Source organism: Clostridium sulfidigenes (genome assembly GCF_052067195.1).
GTDB lineage: Bacteria > Bacillota > Clostridia > Clostridiales > Clostridiaceae > Clostridium_J > Clostridium_J sulfidigenes.
In genome coordinates this window covers 128,855-146,905 of the sequence record NZ_JBQHQR010000001.1, presented here as the reverse complement: position 1 = coordinate 146,905, position 18,051 = coordinate 128,855, and the positions used below count along the sequence as shown (strand labels likewise).

The 18,051-nt window shown below is 31.3% G+C and carries 18 protein-coding genes and 1 other annotated feature; all 18 genes read right to left on the bottom strand.

The features are described 5' to 3' along the window. Positions 1–41 precede the first annotated feature (41 nt). Positions 42–668, bottom strand: coding sequence for a uridine kinase (gene udk, locus ACTNBA_RS00765; protein ID WP_035133265.1), 627 nt, complete (start codon positions 666–668; stop codon positions 42–44). Further along, positions 668–1,894, bottom strand: a complete 1,227-nt coding sequence (locus ACTNBA_RS00760) for a peptidase U32 family protein (protein WP_346886376.1) — start codon at positions 1,892–1,894, stop codon at positions 668–670. The genes udk and ACTNBA_RS00760 overlap by 1 nt, the downstream gene beginning before the upstream one ends. Then, complete coding sequence (locus ACTNBA_RS00755) at positions 1,845–2,543, bottom strand: O-methyltransferase (RefSeq protein WP_441071789.1); 699 nt, start codon at positions 2,541–2,543, stop codon at positions 1,845–1,847. Before ACTNBA_RS00755 ends, ACTNBA_RS00760 begins: the two co-directional genes overlap by 50 nt. A 168-nt stretch (positions 2,544–2,711) precedes the next feature. Continuing rightward, on the bottom strand, positions 2,712–3,695 hold the full coding sequence (mltG, locus tag ACTNBA_RS00750; RefSeq protein ID WP_441071786.1) for an endolytic transglycosylase MltG: 984 nt from the start codon (positions 3,693–3,695) through the stop codon (positions 2,712–2,714). 24 nt (positions 3,696–3,719) lie between these two features. Then, a complete protein-coding gene (gene typA, locus ACTNBA_RS00745; RefSeq protein ID WP_441071783.1) occupies positions 3,720–5,543 on the bottom strand; it encodes a translational GTPase TypA in 1,824 nt (607 codons plus the stop codon). A 213-nt stretch (positions 5,544–5,756) separates the two neighbouring features. Continuing rightward, positions 5,757–7,424, bottom strand: a complete 1,668-nt coding sequence (locus ACTNBA_RS00740; protein ID WP_441071780.1) for a ribonuclease J — start codon at positions 7,422–7,424, stop codon at positions 5,757–5,759. Between the two features lie 177 nt (positions 7,425–7,601). Further along, positions 7,602–8,045, bottom strand: coding sequence for a Fur family transcriptional regulator (locus ACTNBA_RS00735; RefSeq protein ID WP_035133257.1), 444 nt, complete (start codon positions 8,043–8,045; stop codon positions 7,602–7,604). A gap of 39 nt (positions 8,046–8,084) precedes the next feature. Further along, positions 8,085–8,348, bottom strand: coding sequence for a DUF1292 domain-containing protein (locus tag ACTNBA_RS00730; protein ID WP_035133255.1), 264 nt, complete (start codon positions 8,346–8,348; stop codon positions 8,085–8,087). A gap of 128 nt (positions 8,349–8,476) precedes the next feature. Beyond that, positions 8,477–8,890, bottom strand: coding sequence for a Holliday junction resolvase RuvX (ruvX, locus tag ACTNBA_RS00725; protein ID WP_035133253.1), 414 nt, complete (start codon positions 8,888–8,890; stop codon positions 8,477–8,479). Between the two features lie 416 nt (positions 8,891–9,306). Then, positions 9,307–9,558, bottom strand: a complete 252-nt coding sequence (locus tag ACTNBA_RS00720) for an IreB family regulatory phosphoprotein (protein ID WP_035133250.1) — start codon at positions 9,556–9,558, stop codon at positions 9,307–9,309. 62 nt (positions 9,559–9,620) lie between these two features. After that, positions 9,621–12,266 (bottom strand): alanine--tRNA ligase, encoded by a 2,646-nt coding sequence (alaS, locus tag ACTNBA_RS00715; RefSeq protein WP_441071775.1) that lies wholly within the window; start codon positions 12,264–12,266, stop codon positions 9,621–9,623. Between the two features lie 84 nt (positions 12,267–12,350). Then, positions 12,351–12,520: a binding site (T-box leader), on the bottom strand. A gap of 123 nt (positions 12,521–12,643) precedes the next feature. Beyond that, positions 12,644–13,678, bottom strand: a complete 1,035-nt coding sequence (locus tag ACTNBA_RS00710) for an AI-2E family transporter (RefSeq protein ID WP_441071772.1) — start codon at positions 13,676–13,678, stop codon at positions 12,644–12,646. Beyond that, entirely contained in the window at positions 13,665–14,183 is a 519-nt protein-coding gene (locus tag ACTNBA_RS00705) for a PRC-barrel domain-containing protein (protein WP_035133245.1), read from the bottom strand. The genes ACTNBA_RS00710 and ACTNBA_RS00705 overlap by 14 nt, the downstream gene beginning before the upstream one ends. Before the next feature lie 104 nt (positions 14,184–14,287). Then, positions 14,288–14,692, bottom strand: a complete 405-nt coding sequence (gene nifU / locus ACTNBA_RS00700) for a Fe-S cluster assembly scaffold protein NifU (protein WP_346848304.1) — start codon at positions 14,690–14,692, stop codon at positions 14,288–14,290. Between the two features lie 140 nt (positions 14,693–14,832). Continuing rightward, positions 14,833–15,912 carry a tRNA 2-thiouridine(34) synthase MnmA gene (gene mnmA, locus ACTNBA_RS00695; protein ID WP_346848303.1) on the bottom strand — a complete coding sequence of 360 codons (1,080 nt, stop codon included), beginning with the start codon at positions 15,910–15,912 and terminating at the stop codon, positions 14,833–14,835. Positions 15,913–15,925: 13 nt separating this feature from the next. Continuing rightward, on the bottom strand, positions 15,926–16,354 hold the full coding sequence (nifU, locus tag ACTNBA_RS00690; RefSeq protein ID WP_035133240.1) for a Fe-S cluster assembly scaffold protein NifU: 429 nt from the start codon (positions 16,352–16,354) through the stop codon (positions 15,926–15,928). A 2-nt stretch (positions 16,355–16,356) separates the two neighbouring features. After that, positions 16,357–17,565, bottom strand: coding sequence for a cysteine desulfurase NifS (gene nifS, locus ACTNBA_RS00685; RefSeq protein WP_346848302.1), 1,209 nt, complete (start codon positions 17,563–17,565; stop codon positions 16,357–16,359). Further along, positions 17,558–17,998, bottom strand: a complete 441-nt coding sequence (locus tag ACTNBA_RS00680; RefSeq protein WP_035133236.1) for an RrF2 family transcriptional regulator — start codon at positions 17,996–17,998, stop codon at positions 17,558–17,560. The genes nifS and ACTNBA_RS00680 overlap by 8 nt, the downstream gene beginning before the upstream one ends. Positions 17,999–18,051: the final 53 nt, after the last annotated feature.

Genomic DNA, 18,051 nt, shown 5'->3' with positions numbered 1-18,051 from the left:
ACCAAATTTTTGAAACTTGTTTATACTGACCTATGTAATAATTACTCTTGTCTTGCTAATATCTGGTGGATATTTCCTTTAATAACTTCTATAGCTACTTTATTATGTCCACCTTCTGGGATAATAATATCTGCATACTTCTTAGTATTCTCTGTAAATTGTTCATGCATCTGCTTAACTACAGTTAAATATTGAGTTATTACTGAATCTACAGTTCTTCCTCTTTCATTAAGATCTCTTACTAGTCTTCTTATGAATCTTACATCTGCATCAGTATCTACATATATTTTTATATCTAACATATCTCTAAGAGATTCATCCTCAAGAACAAGTATTCCTTCTACTATTACTATTTCTCTTGGTTCTACCAGTATAGTTTCTTTTTTTCTATTATGTACCTCAAAATCATACTGAGGCTTCTCAATAGCTTTACCATCAATTAAAGATTTTAAATGATTTACTAATAAGGCTGTATCGAAGGCATATGGATGATCATAGTTTGTCTTTACTCTGTCCTCCATAGTTAAATGGCTTTGGTCCTTATAATAACAATCCTGTTCTATCATAGCTATGCAATTTCCATCAAAACTTTTGCATATTTCCTTTGCTATGGTACTTTTTCCTGAACCAGTTCCACCTGTTATTCCTATTATAACTGGACGTTTCATTAAACTTCCTCCTTAGCCTTTATTATAATATCATTTTCTTCTAATTCTTCATTAACTTTAGCCGTATATATCATTTTTGCACTAGGTGCTGACTCAATTTTATTTCCTTTTTCATCATGAAGGTCTCTAAGAACAACTTGCTTATTTTCTCCTATTGGTCTTAAAACCTCTACTTGAGCTCCTTCAACTACTTTATTTCTATGCTCAATTGTAACTATTCCTGTTTCTTTATTATAATCCTTAACTATACCTATAATGTCATAATTTCTTACATAGGCTGAACTATCTTGAACTTGTTTATTTTCTTCATTGAAATAGAATCCAGTATAGTATTGTCTATGACTAGGTTTATTTAAGTCTTCTAACCATCTTGGATTAAACTTATAGTCTTCTGGAGACTTCATATATTCATCTATAGCTTCCCTATAAGCTTTAACAACACTTGCCACATAGTAAGTGCTCTTCATTCTACCCTCTATTTTAAATGACAGTGCTCCAGTTTCCATAAGTTCTGGAATATGCTCAATCATACATAAATCCTTAGAATTCATTATATATGTTCCCTTATCATCTTCCATGATAGGATAATATTCTCCTTCACGTTTTTCCTCTACTAGATGATATTTATATCTACATGGTTGCGCACAAGACCCTCTATTAGAATCTCTCCCTACCATATAGTTAGATATAAGACATCTTCCTGAATATGCCATACACATAGAACCATGAACAAATATCTCTAAATCCATAGTTTCAGGTATTTTCTCTTGTACCTTTCTTATTTCTTCAAGGGATAATTCTCTAGCTAAAACAACTCTTTTTACCCCCATCTTATGCCAAAACTCACAAGTCTTCCAGTTAACAGTATTTGCTTGAGTACTTAAATGTAACTCCATATTTGGTACAGTTTCTCTAGCCATCAAAATTATACCAGGATCTGATACTATAATTGCATCTACTCCTGCTTCATATAATTCCTTCAGATAATCTTCTAAACCATCTAAGTCATCATTATGTGGAAATACATTTAAAGTTACATATACTTTTTTACCTTTTGAATGAGCAAATTCTATACCTTCTAATAATTCTTCATTGCTAAAATTATCTGCAAAAGCTCTAAGATTTAACTTGCTACCACCTAGATATACTGCATCTGCTCCAAAATTTATTGCTGCTTTAAGCTTCTCCAAGTTCCCTGCTGGAGCTAATAGTTCCGGTGTTTTCATTTTCATTCCTCCTAACTGTCAGTGCTATACCATCTCCCATTGGTATTACTGTTGTAAGTAAATTTTCATCCTTTGAGATTGTTTCCATATATTTCTTCATTCTTTTTACTATAGTAATTTTTCTTCTTATCATCAAGTCTTTACATGCAACCATACCTCTAAATAATACATTATCTGATATAATTATTCCATCCTTTGATAACATTCTTATGCAATGAGGTAAAAATTCACTATAATGACCTTTACCTGCATCCATAAAAATCAGATCATACTTATCATCTAATCCTTCAAGAACTTCCAAACAATCACCTTGTATTATTGATATCTTTTCATCTAAACCTGCTTTTTTTATATTTTCAGTTGCTATGGTTACCATTTTCTCATCTCTTTCAATGGTAGTTATAGTAACATTATTTTCCGATGCTAAGGACATTAAAATGGAGGAGTATCCTATTGCTGTGCCAAGCTCAAGTATCTTTTTAGGTTTTTTTAAATTAATCATAAACTCTATTAATCTAGCAGTTTCCTTTTGAACTATAGGCACTGCATTTTCTTCTGCAAAATCTTCTAACTCTTTTAACATCCCTTTAGAATCTCCTATGAGACCTCTTAAGTACTTTTCCATATAATCATATGTAATACCGCTCATTTCTTCCTCCATATAATCCTATATAATTTAATCATTATTTATATACTCTATTTAAAATCTCTTATACATATCATATACATTTACTATTAAGAATATAATAATTTTATAATACAAAGTTATAAGCTCAAAATTATTGAGCTTACAACTTTTTATTCTAAATTTAATATCTTAGTATCCTAATTCTTTTAACTTATTCATAAAGTCTACATCATTATCAGTAAAATAATGATGTGTTTTATCTTTTTCTAAAACGTAAAATAAATAATCAGTACTTTCAGGCTTAGCTGCTGCTAAAATTGATGATATTCCTGGACTAGATATAGGCCCCAATGGCAATCCATCATTTTTATAAGTATTATAAGGTGAGTCTACCTCTAAATGTTTATTTAAAACAGTATCTACATGCTCACCTAAAGCATAAATAACTGTAGCATCAATCTGTAGCTTCATTTCCTTTTTCAACCTATTGTATATAACTGAGGAAACTAATGGTCTCTCTTCATCTACTCTAGTTTCATTTTCTATAAGAGAAGCTATAGTTATTATATCGTAAATATTAGTTCCTTCAGGAATAATACTCTTAATTTTAGAATTAAAAGCATTATTCATAGTAGCTATAACTTCATTAGGTTCAACTCCTGGATTAAAGAAATATGTATCCGGAAATAAAAATCCTTCTAAATCATATCTCCTTCCTTCCTTTGCTGGAATATAATCAGGAGCTGCATATTCCTTTATAGCTTTTAAGAACTCATCCTTAGTAAATAATCCTTTTTCCTCAAATAATATAGCCATTTTTTCTATATCATATCCTTCTGGAATAGTTACAGATATAGAGCCTTCATTATTTTTATTCTCTAAAACAGCAATTATCTTCTCAAAGCTTAAATTACCTGATAACTTAAATGTTCCTGGTACAAGTTCTGCTGAAGTATTATGCAACTTCATATAAATCTTGATTAATGTTTTACTTTTTATAAAACCTTGATTATCTAACCTATCTAATACGTTGTAAAGCGAATCCCCTTCATTTACAACTACGGTGACTTCTTCACCTTTTAATGGAGACTTTGTCGCATAATTGTAATAAAAACCACTGACTGTTAATATTACTATTAACACTATTACAATTATACCTACAATTTTCTTCATATTACACCCCCATGAACGGAAATATTATTTCTTTAATGCTGCTCTTTTTCTTAGGGTTGGATCTAGTATTTTCTTTCTTAATCTTATAGTTTTTGGAGTAACCTCTACAAGCTCATCAGAAGCTATAAATTCTATACATTGTTCTAATGACATATTAGGTACTGGTATTAATTTAAGTGCATCATCTGATCCTGAAGATCTTGTATTTGAAAGATGTTTCTTCTTACATACATTAACTTCGATATCTTCATTTCTTGAACATTCTCCACAAACCATTCCTTGATATACTGGAACTCCTGGTCCTATAAATAATCTTCCTCTTTCTTGTGCATTGAATAATCCATATCCAATAGACTCTCCAGATTCAAACACAACTAGAGATCCTCTGTTTCTCTCTACTATATCACCTTTGTATTTTTCATAACCAACTAAAACGTGGTTCATTATTCCATTTCCTCTAGTTTCAGTCATAAACTCATTTCTTAATCCAATTATTCCTCTTGATGGAACTTTAAATTCAAGTCTAGTGTATCCATTAACAGCACTAGTCATGTTAATCATCTCTGCTTTTCTTGGACCCATTTTTTCCATAACAACTCCCATATACTCTTCTGGTACGTCCATTGTTAAGTTTTCCATAGGTTCTAAAAGTTCTCCATTTTCATGTTTGTATATAACAGATGGCTTAGATACTTGGAATTCATATCCTTCTCTTCTCATAGTTTCAATAAGAATTGAAAGATGAAGTTCTCCTCTTCCACTAACTTTAAATGAGTCTGCTGAATCAGTTTCTTCAACTCTTAAACTTACATTAGTTTCAAGTTCTTTCATAAGTCTATCCCTTAAGTGTCTAGATGTAACAAAATCTCCATCTTGACCTGCGAAAGGTGAGTTATTAACTATAAAGTTCATACTAAGAGTTGGCTCATCAATATCAACAAATGGCAATGCTTCTGGATTTGTAGCATCTGCTATTGTTTCTCCAATATTTATACCAGGAATTCCTGATATAGCTATAATATCACCAAGTTTAGCTTCTTCCACCTCAACTCTTTTTAATCCATCGTAAGTATAAACATTTGATACTTTTACATTTTTCTTTGATCCGTCCTTTGACATTTGAGCTACGGTTTGATTCTTTCTAATAGTTCCTCTTTCAATCTTACCTATTCCAATTTTACCAACATATTCGTTGTAATCTATTGATGTTACCAGCATTTGTAATGGCTCGTCTATGTAACCTTTTGGTGGGTGCACAGTTTCAATAATTGCTTCGAATAATGGAACCATATCTACAGGTTCATCTTCAAGTTCTGATATTGCAACTCCATCTCTAGCAGATGCATATATTATTTTAAAATCTAATTGCTCATCTGTAGCACCTAATTCTACAAATAAGTCAAAGATCTCATCTATAACTGCCTCTGGTCTTGCATCTTTTCTATCAATTTTATTGATAACAACCATTGGATCTAATCCAAGCTCAAGGGCCTTTTTTAGAACGAATTTAGTTTGTGGCATAGCTCCTTCATAAGCATCTACTACAAGTAAAACGCTATCTACCATTTTAAGTACACGCTCAACTTCTCCACCAAAATCAGCATGTCCTGGAGTATCTATAATGTTTATTTTAACTCCATTATACATTACTGCAGTATTTTTTGAAAGAATAGTTATTCCTCTTTCTCTCTCTAAATCATTCGAGTCCATAACTCTCTCTTGCATTACTTCATTTTCTCTAAATACTTTACTCTGCTTTAAAAGCGCATCCACTAAAGTTGTCTTACCATGGTCAACGTGAGCTATTATAGCGATGTTTCTTATATCTTCTCTTGTATATAAATTCATATTTTTCCTCCAAAATTTTATTTTAATAATAAACCACAAAATAAAATTGGATACTTAAGTATCCAATTTAAATTAACTATTTCAATTCTAATATTATGTGGATAAAAAGTCAATGTTATTAAAACATTATTAAATCCCAATACAGAATAGATTTATCATTAATTACTATTTGTGTAATCTTAACTTATAGCAATTAATGAAAAATGAAGCTTTTTAAACTTCCATAATTATAGGTAAAATCATTGGTCTTCTCTTAGTCTTTTCATAAAGGTACTCTCTAAGAGCTTCTCTAATTGTTGCTTTTATAGTAGGCCATTCCGTAATGTGTTTTTCTTCACAATGTGCAAGGGCCTCTTTAACAACCTCTCTAGCCTTTTCCATTAAATCCTCAGATTCTCTAACATAGACAAAGCCTCTTGAAATTATATCTGGACCTGCAATAACACTTCCAGTATCCTTACCCATGGTAACTACAACAGTTAGAATACCATCTTGTGATAGATGTTTTCTATCCCTTAGAACAATATTTCCTACATCTCCAACTCCAAGTCCATCTACAAAAACTTGCCCTGAAGCTACCGTACCTGCTTTTCTTATAGATGTTCTACTTACTTCAATAAGATCTCCATTTTCTCCTATATACACATTTTTTTCCGACAAACCTAACTTAACAGCTAGTTCACCATGTTGTTTTAAATGTCTATATTCACCATGAACTGGGATGAAGAATCTCGGTTTTACTAAAGAATGCATAAGTTTTAACTCTTCCTGGCATGCATGACCTGATACGTGAACTTCTGCTAGTGATTCATATACTACTTCTGCCCCTTGTTTAAACAACTGATTTATAACCTTAGAAACTAATTTCTCGTTTCCTGGTATAGGCGTTGCAGATAATATTACTAGGTCTCCCTTTTGTATATTTACCTTCTTATGTTCAGAAGCTGCCATTCTTGAAAGAGCTGCCATAGGTTCTCCTTGACTTCCAGTAGTTATCATAACTATTTCATCATCACGATATTTTCCCATAGAATCTATACTTATTAATGCATCTTCTTCTATAGTAATATATCCAAGTTCTATAGCAACTGCGATTATATTTTCCATACTTCTACCAGAAAGTGCAACTTTTCTATTATACTTTCTAGCTGCTGTTATTATCTGTTGAACCCTATGAATATTAGAAGCAAAAGTTGCAACAATAACCCTTCCCTTAGCACCATGGAAAATCTTTTCGAAACTTTCTCCAACTATGCTTTCAGACATAGTGTATCCTGGTCTCTCTACGTTAGTACTGTCTGCTAAGAGTACAGTTACTCCTTTTTTCCCTAGCTCTGCAAATCTAGTTAAATCTGTAACCTTGCCATCTATAGGTGTAAAGTCAATCTTAAAATCTCCAGTATGAAGTACTACACCTAATGGTGTGTGTATAGCTATAGCTACCGAATCTGCTATACTGTGATTTGTTTTAATAAATTCTACAGATACACTAGTAAGCTTTATGATATCCTTTGGCTTAACTTCTCTTAAGTCAACCACTCCTAATAATGCATGCTCTCTTAATTTACTTTCCACAATTCCCAGTGTAAGTTTAGTCCCATAAACAGGAACATTAATTTGCTTTAATACATATGGTAAAGCACCAATATGATCTTCATGAGCATGGGTTAAAAATATTCCAGTTACTCTATCAACATTTTTAACTAGATAAGTAACATCTGGTATAACTACGTCAATTCCCAACATCTCATCATCTGGAAATTTTAATCCGCAATCGATAACAACTATATCATTCTTATATTCTATAGCCGTTAGATTTTTACCTATCTCATTTAATCCCCCTAAAGGAATTATTTTAATCTTCTCTTTTTCTTTTTTCAAAACCTACCCTCCTTTTCTACATAATTTTCTTTATGCTCTGCCTAACTTTATTAATATAAAAGATAAGGTTTTTGAGCATCTTAATCTAATCTGTACATATATACATTTAATTTCTAATAGAAATTTTAATATCATATAGTATAGATTTATATAACATCTCTACTAATAATAAAGTTATTATTGTAAAGAACAATTATCACAAATTCCATAAAACTTTAAACTATGATTTTTTATTTTAAAGTTATACTTTTTTTCTATTCCCTGCTCTAACTCCTCTAAAAGATCTCCTTCAACCTCAATGACTTTACCACAATTTTGACAAATCAAATGATGATGTTGATGACTTTCATCTTCATCACAAAGTTCGTATCTACTGCATCCATCATCTAAATCAAGTTTATATAGCACTCCCATTTCTTCTAATAACTGAACAGTTCTATACACAGTTGCAAGTCCAATTTCCGGACAATTAACCTTTACTAAATCATATATTTCTTCTGTGGTTAAGTGGCTACCTTCATTTTTAATAATTTCATCAAGTATAGACCTTCTTTGAGGTGTCAATTTATAGCCCTTTTCTTTTAGAATAAGTTTTAAATTTTCAATTTTCTCATTAGACATAAATTAACACTACTCCTTTCACCACTAGGTGAAGTATATTTATTCTATAACGCCTTCATCATATAGAGTTTCAAAAGCATCATTAACCATGTTAAACTCTTCTTCATCCTCTACTGTTGCAAAGTATTCTTCTCCATCTTCATCCTTAAGAACCTTCAATGCAATAGCATCCTCATTTTCATCATCAATAGGCGCTACTATAAAATACTCTGTATCTTCTATTTCTAACTTGGTTATAACTTCAAACTCAACGTCATTACCTTCTTCGTCAGTTAATGTTATATTTTCTAAAAAATTTTCCATAAAAATTCCCTCCTTCTACATATTTGTAGTATTTTTCTATATAGAAATTATCTATATTATAATTCTATTCTGTAAGCTATAAGTGCCTATTTAAGTTTATACTATATATTATCTTATTCATGATAATATTATTTACTAAGACTATCTAAGTACCCCTGTAAAATATAAGTAGCAGCTATCTTATCAACCAAGCCTTTTCTTTTTTTTCTTGACATATCAGCTTCTAACATAGCCATATGTGCTGCCCTAGTAGTAAGTCTTTCATCCCAAAATTTAATTTCTATGTTTACGTGCTCCCTTAAAGCTTCACAAAATCTTTGTACCTTTTCTGCTTGCTCACCTATAGTACCATTCATATTCTTAGGTAGTCCTGAAATTATAGTATCAACATTATATTCGTTGCATATTTTTATAATTTCTTCTATATCTGCCTCTTCCTTTTTACGTCTTATGGTAGTAATTCCTTGAGCTGTGAAGCCTAGTGGGTCACTTATAGCTACTCCAATAGTTCTATCACCCACATCTAATCCAAGTACTCTCATGCTCTTCTCCTAACTGTATATTACAAATATAGGAGCTCCATTATGATAAACAGAGTTATTTACTCCCTCTGAAGGTTACTAACAGAATTCTTAGTATCAGTATTTTCGATACTTAGAATTCGTTGTCCTTTAGGGGAAATCGTTATCCAGGGTCGTAGCCGCTCTTTACTCCCACTTTGAAGAAGATGGGAGTATTAGAGCGGGTCGTCATCGGATAAACCTCTTCTTTATCCTTATATAGGTGCTCCTTATTCTGATCATTACAAATTAATAATTATATGTTATTATAATTAACACTAATGGATAAAATCAATTTATTATTCCAACACTATATACATCTTTAACGGACCATATTACACTTTTACCTATTACATATTATGTGTAATTTTAAAATAAAAATGCCTTAAAAGGCATTTTTATTTTATATCTAGATAAGATTTTAAAACTTCTTCTAATATCTCGTCTCTCTCTAGTTTACTTACTAATGCTCTTGCGCCATTATAGTTGGTTATATAAGTTGGGTCGCCAGATATAAGATAGCCTACTAACTGGTTAACTGGATTATAGCCCTTCTCAATTAGAGCATCATATACATCAGTTAGTATAACTTTTGTCATATCTTTCTTATCTTTCATTACATCAAACTGAACTGTATGTTGTTTATCCATTATATCACCTTCTCAACCTTACTTTATTTTCTATTATACCATCATTGGATGCAAAAAGTATACTATTTTACTAAAGTTTCTACTATTTGACTTACCTTTGAAATTGCTTCATCTAGTTTTTCTGGTTTCTTTCCACCTGCTTGTGCCATGTCAGGTCTTCCACCACCACCACCGCCAGTGATGATAGCTACCTCTTTAATAATCTTTCCAGCATGAGCACCCTTTGCAACTGCTTCCTTACTAGCCATTACTACAAATTGAACCTTTCCAGCAACTCTACTCCCAAGAACTACAACTGCATCTGAAACCTTATTTCTAAGTTTATCACATAGGTTTCTAAGTGCATCTCCTTCAATATCATCTAGTGCAGCTGCAATTACATTGATTCCTTTAATATTTTCAGCTTTATTAATTATTTCATCTTCAATACCACTAGCTAATTTTTCCTTTAATCCTTGTATTTCTTTTTCTTTTTCTTTTAAAGTAGTAAGTAATCCATTTAACTTATTTATTAAATCTTTTTCTCCACACTTTAAAGTTGTAGATATTTCTTTTAATAATTCCTCTTTTTCATTTACATAGCTTTCAGATTTAATACCTGTAACAGCTTCAATTCTCCTGATTCCTGCTGCTACTCCACTCTCACTTAGAATCTTAAACAGCCCTATTTCGCCAGAATTCTTAACATGAATTCCACCGCATAGTTCCTTGCTATATTCACCTACAGATACAACTCTAACATCCTCTTTATATTTATCATCGAATAAAGCCACAGCTCCCTTTTCTTTAGCTTCATCTATAGTCATAATCTCCGTGTTTACATCATAAGCCTTAAGAATTTCACTATTTAAACTTTCTTCTACTTCTTTAAGTTGTTTTGAAGTCATAGCTGAGAAATGGGTAAAGTCAAATCTCAATCTATCCCCATCTACATAAGATCCAGCTTGATTTACATGGTCTCCTAAGACTTCTTTTAAAGCTTCATGAAGCATATGAGTAGCAGTATGATTTTTGCATATATTACTTCTCACAGTGGAATCTACTAACAATTCAACAATTTCATCTATCTTAAGTTCTCCTTTAATAGCTTCTACAAAGTGAAGTATATGACCTCTGGTACTTTTTTTACAATCAAAAACTTTCCCTTGGAATTTATCCGTGTATATAGTTCCAACGTCTCCTACTTGCCCCCCCATTTCTGCATAAAATGGAGTTTTTTCAGTAACAACTACAAATTTTTCCCCTTCTCCTACTTTGCTTACAAACTCATTATCTTTTATCATAGATAAAACTTTACCTTTACTACTTATAGTGCCATAGCCTAAAAACTCAGTAGTTATTTCCATTGGAATATTGTTTAAAGCACCTTCATCATTTCCCATGTAGTTTGATGTACCTCTTGCAGCTCTTGCTGTATTCCTTTGATTTTCCATTTCTTTATGGAAAGCATCAAAATCAATTTTCATTCCCTTTTCAACTAAAATTTCTTCGGTAAGTTCAACTGGGAATCCAAAAGTATCATAAAGTTTAAATGCTTTTTCTCCACTTAATACATTTATCTTTTCAGTATTCATTTCATCGATATAGGATTTTAATATATCCATACCTTGGTCTATGGTTTCTGCAAATCTTTCTTCTTCTAAACTAATGACTTTCTTAATATAGTCTTTTTTCTCTTCTAATTCTTCATAAGCTCCCTTTGAACTATCAATAACTACGTTACAAAGTTCATTTAGAAATGTACCTGTGATTCCTAAAATTCTTCCATGTCTTGCAGCTCTTCTAAGAAGTCTTCTTAATACATATCCTCTACCTTCGTTAGATGGTAATATTCCATCTCCAATCATAAAGGTAATACTTCTTACATGGTCAGTTATTATTCTTATAGACACATCTAAATCTTTATTTTCGCCATAGGTTTTTCCAGCTTTTTTACAAACTGCACTTAAAACATCCTTAATTGTATCTACTTCAAAGATATTATCTACACCTTGCATTATAGTAGATATTCTCTCAAGTCCCATTCCTGTATCTATATTAGGATTTGTTAATCTCTCATATCCACCCTTACCATCTCCGTCAAACTGTGTGAAAACTAAATTCCAAAATTCAATTACTCTATCTTCATCACCAGCTTTAATAAATTCTTCAGTAGTTTCTATTTGCGGAAGATCTGATTTTCTATCATAGTGAATTTCTGTACATGGACCACATGGACCAGCACCATGTTCCCAGAAATTATCTTCTTTACCTAATCTAAAGATCCTACTTGGCTCTATATCAGTTTTCTTAGTCCAAATATCAAAAGCCTCATCATCTTCAAGATATATAGTTACATATAGTTTATCTTTAGATATTTTTAAAACCTCTGTTATATACTCCCAAGCCCATACTATAATTTCTTCTTTGAAATAATCTCCAAAAGAAAAATTTCCTAACATCTCAAAAAAAGTACCATGTCTTGAGGTTTTTCCTACATTCTCAATATCACCAGTTCTTATACACTTTTGACAAGTTGTTACTCTTTTACTTGGTGGCGTCTGAATACCAGTAAAATATGGCTTCAATGGAGCCATCCCCGCATTTATTAGTAAAAGACTCTTATCATTCTTAGGCACTAAAGAAAAGCTATTAAGTCTTAAATGCTCTTTACTTTCAAAGAACTTTAAAAAGCTTTCTCTTATTTCATTTAAACCCATATTATTCATATTACATTCCTCCTAATTCTTTCTAATAACAATGACTTTTATTCAATTTTTCTAAAATAAAATAAAAAAAAACTTCCATCCCTGAAAAGGGACGAAAGTTTTCCGCGTTACCACCCTAATTATACTAGATTAACTAGTATCTCTTAATTAATTATAGCTCCAAGACAGCTTCAATATGTTTCACTGAAAGTTTTCACCTACCACTTTCTCTCTGAAAGCTTCCCATATCTACTAATTCTTATCATAACTTCATATTTAATTGAAACTCGACTCACTGCGTTCACTGAGTAAGTGATTCACACCAAATCATAGATTCTGGTTCTCTACTTATATGATAAATTATATTTAGCATTTCAGCAATTGTCAATAATTCTAAACTAAAATAAATAATAATCTATTTCTCCTACAACTATTTTAATCATTACCCATACTGGAATTACAATAATCATCCCTAAAATTCCACCTATACTTCCACCTATTATAAGTAGTAATAATATGGTTACTGGATGAGAATCTACAGTTTCACCTAAAATTTTAGGGCATATAATATCTCCTTCTAGCTGTTGAATTACAAACAACCAAAATATAACAATAACAGCTTTCTTAGTAGATGTTAAAAGTGCTATTAAAATTATTGGAATAGCTCCTATAACCGGCCCAAAATATGGTATTATATTAAACACTGCATTTACTAAAGATAATATTAAAGCATATTTTATACCACTTACCTTTAGTGCTATAAAGGTCAATATACCAATTATTCCACACAATTCAAACTGAGTTATTATATATCTTTCCATTACCTTATCCATGTGATTTAAAGCTCTTCTAATGGCATATTTATTGCTAAAAGGCATATACTTCATGATTCCCTTTGAAATACTCTCTCCGTCACTTAAAAAGAAATACACTAAAGTTGGTATTATAAATAACAATAACAAATTTTCAGCTATAGATACAATTTTTGATAAAAAATTCGATATAATTACCATAAGAGCGTCTTTGAATCTTTCATAGGAATTATATAATACTTCCTTAACGAAAGGACTATCAGTAACATATTTAATATCTCCAGTAATTCTTTCATAATAACTTTTCATCTCACCTATTACTTCAGCAAAATTAGAGCTTTCATTATATATCCACGGAACTAAAATAGAAAATATTATAACCACAAATAATATAATAGATAGAATTACTATTAAAGCACTTAACTTTCTATTAAGTCCCCTTTCCATAAAGAACTTATGAAAAGGTCTAATACTATATGAAATTATAAAGGATATTATCACTACTCCTAAAACCTCAGTAAAAATAGGAAACTTCCACAATAAAAATATTATTATACCTATAATTAATAGAGCTATTGCTAACCTACCTAAGTTACTCCAATTCCAATCAATCTTTTTCATAATATACATCCTTATTAGTAGCTTTTTTCTTTCCTACATTAGGCATACATTCCAAAGCTATATTAGTGTTTTCAGCTGTATATAATATATAATCATCTCCTAGTATCAAGTATGGTTTTAATAAAATACTTCTACTTTTAAACATGCTGAATATATTATAATCTTTTACTGCAAGTCCTTTTATTTTAAAGTCATCATCACCGAATATAACCTCACTTACTAAACCTAATATATTAGAACATTTATCTATAACATGCATATTCAGAATACTTGAAAATTCTAAGTACTTATCCTTAACTATATTGTTAATTACTAGCTGAGACTTATAATATACTATATTCTCTTTTAGTACGTTAAACTCCTTACCCAATAATCTATATGGACTAATTTTAAATCCTATCACTTCCCCCTTATTAAAATCAACTAATAAATCCTTTATATATCCTATCTTTTTTCCTTGGATATTCATTACATCCATATAGATGTAATCTCTACTTTTAGCCATAAAATAAACTCCCTTCATAGGAAATGATATTTCTATCCTTGCCTATTTAAAGAGAGTTTATACTAATATTAATGTGGACTAAGTTATATAACCAAAAACATCATCTATTCATTGTTATACTTATCCTTCCACTTTTCAAGTCCATGAGATTCTCTATAGTTATTAATAGCCTTGTGTATAGTTTGTTCTGCAAGTACGGAGCAATGAATTTTAGAAGATGGTAATCCATCTAAAGCTTCTATAACAGATTCATTAGTAAGATTCCAGGCTTCTTCTAGAGTCTTTCCAATAATAAGTTCTGTGGCAATACTGGATGATGCAATAGCAGATCCACAACCAAAGGTCATAAATTTAGCATTTTTAATCACATTATCTTCTATAATTAAATATATCTTCATTACATCTCCACACCTTACATCTCCACATTCACCTATGCCATCAGCATCAGGTAAAGTACCTACATTTCTTGGTGAATAAAAATGTTCTAGAACTTTATCACTGTAATCCATAAAAATCCCTCCTAGAATGACTTCAAGGATTGTCTTAAAGATTGCTAAACTTATATCAATAAATCTAGCTAATTCTCTTTAAGACAACCCTAAAATATCATTCAATCTTTTTATTGTACTTTAAAATTATATTTAATTTACTATTTTATAACTCTTTCAATAATTCCTCCACCAACAACAAGGTCACCTTGATAGCAAACGACAGACTGACCCTTAGTTATAGCCCGTTGAGGGGTTTCAAAGTCTAACTTAATATGATTTTCATCTAATTGAGTTAGTTTTGCAGGAGCTGGTTTAGCTGAATATCTTACCTTAGCCTCAACCATAATCTCTCCTTCTATTTTATCCATAGGAATTAAATTTATGTTTTTAGCAATAAGCGTAGTATTAAAGATTTCTGATTCTTCGCCTAAAACTACTTCATTTCTTTCTGGGATTATGTTAGTTACAAATACAGGTTTTCCAAGAGCAATTCCAAGACCTTTTCTCTGACCTATAGTATAATATACTATGCCCTTATGCTTACCTAAAATTTTTCCAGTACTATCTACAAAATTTCCTGGTACAACTTCTCTTCCACTAAATCTAGAAAGATAATTACCATGATTGTTATCAGGTATAAAGCAAATTTCTTGAGAATCTTTCTTTCTAAATACTTCCAAACCTATTTTTTCAGCGATAGCCCTGATTTCTGTTTTAGAATAAGCTCCACAAGGCATCAATGTATGTGCCAATTGATCTTGTGTTAGAGTATATAGGGCGTAAGTTTGGTCTTTTCTATCATCTTCTGAACGCTTTAATCTATATCTTCCATCTTTGAAATCTATAGTAGCATAATGCCCAGTAGCAATATAATCAGCGCCTAGCCCTTGAACTTTTCTCAAAAATTCTTCAAACTTAATTTTTCTATTACATTCTATACAAGGATTTGGGGTTCTCCCACTAAAATATTCCTCTATAAAATTGTCTACTACATGCTCTTTAAAAGGAGCTTTAAAATTCATAACATAGAAGGGTATATCTAAAACATCTGCTACTCGTCTTGCATCATTAACTGCTGAAAGAGAACAACAACCACCTTCATTTTCTGCATATTCAGGATTATCTGGAGATAACTTCATCATTATTCCAGTGACATCATATCCTTGTTCTTTTAAAAGATATGCTGCTACAGAACTGTCAACGCCTCCACTCATCCCTATTACAACTTTTTTCTTCATCTAAGTATCACACCTATTCTCCATGAACTTGATCATGTATATCATCATGTTCTTCGTAATCCCAAGGCTGTAATCCTTGTTTCTCTCTGTAATCATTTATAGCTTTATGAATAGCTTCTTCTGCAAGAACTGAGCAATGCATTTTAACTGGTGGAAGTCCATCTAAAGCTTCTGCTACAGCTACATTTGTAAGTGTCCACGCTTCATCTAAAGTTTTTCCTTTTATTAGCTCTGTAGCCATACTAGAAGATGCTATGGCAGATCCACATCCAAAAGTCTTAAATTTACAATCTACGATTTTCTCATCTTCAACTTTTAAATAAACCCTCATTATATCTCCACATTTAGCATTCCCAACTTCTCCAATTCCGCTAGCATTTTCTATTTCTCCAACGTTTCTTGGGTTTGTAAAATGATCCATTACTTTTTCACTATATATCATAATTATTTGTCCTCCTTGTTAAAAAAACTTTTAATTTTTCCATTTAAGAAACTGTCATATAATGGTGACATATCTCTAAGCCTTTGTACTATTGCAGGTACAGTTTCTATTACATAATCTACTTCTTCTTCAGTTGTTTTAGCACCCATTGTAAGTCTTAATGAACCATGGGCAACTTCATGAGGAAGTCCTATAGCCAATAATACGTGAGATGGATCTAAAGATCCAGATGTGCAAGCACTTCCACTTGATGCACATATTCCTTTAGCATCAAGCATTAAAAGTACTGACTCTCCTTCTATAAATTCAAAACTAATATTTACGTTTCCTGGCAGTCTTCTATCTCCTACAGAACCATTAAGTTTAGAATATGGAATCTCTAGTAATCCCTTTATAAGCTTATCTCTTAAATAAGTTAATCTTTCTTTTTCTTCAGTTAAATTTTCCATAGCTAGCTCTATAGCCTTTCCTAATCCAACTATTCCAGCTACGTTCTCCGTTCCAGCTCTTCTGTTTCTTTCTTGAGCTCCACCATGAACCAAGTTGTGAATTTTTATGCCTTTTCTTAGGTATAAAACTCCAACACCTTTAGGACCATAAATTTTATGTCCTGATAGAGATAGTGCATCTATATCCATATTTTTAACATCCATATCTATATGACCTATAGCTTGAACTGCATCTGTATGGAAGAAAACTTTTCTTTCTTTACATATAGCGCCTATTTCTTTAATAGGTTGTACAGTTCCAATCTCATTGTTGGCAGTCATTATAGTCACTAATATAGTACTTGGCTTTATAGCATTTTTTAGTTCTTCTAATCTAATAGACCCTTCTTCATCTACATCCAAATAAGTTACTTCAAATCCTTGTTTTTCAAGATATTCACAAGTGTGAAGTACAGCATGATGCTCTATTTTAGTAGTTATAATATGATTTCCTTTATTTTTGTTAGCAAGGGCTATTCCCTTAATTGCCCAGTTATCTGCTTCTGATCCACCACCAGTGAAATATATCTCTGCTGGATCCGCATTAATAGCTTTTGCTATTCTATTTCTTGCTTTATCTATAGCTTTTTTAGTTTCCCTTGAAATCGAATATATAGATGATGGGTTACCATAAAACTCCGTAAAGTAAGGTATCATATCCTCTAATACTTCTGGTTTTGTGTATGTTGTTGCCGCATAATCCATATAAACTGTTTTATTCATTTAGGTTCACTCCTTTAATTTTCAATATGTTAGAATAATCGTCTACAATATCCTGTAAAGTTATTGCCATTGTTACAGAATCAATGCTATCCTTAATTTTTTTCCATACTATTCTAGTTGCGCAACAATCAATATTATTGCAGCCATCACTATCTAAGCAGGTTGAAATTTCGATAGGTCCTTCTAGCACCTCTAATACTTGGTATACTGTAATTTCTTTTGGATCCTTGGCTAGAATGTATCCTCCATTGGCTCCTCTTATACTCTTTATTAGCTCTGCTTTTCTTAACACAGAAAATAACTGTTCAAGATAATATTCTGAAATATTTTGTCTACTTGAAATACTCTTAATAGATATAGGGCTTTTTCCGTAGTTAATAGCTAGGTCAACCATAGCTTTAACCCCGTATCTTCCCTTAGTTGATAACTTCATAAAAATCATTCCTTAATGTTGAGTACTTTACTATGGTTTAATAATATCAAATC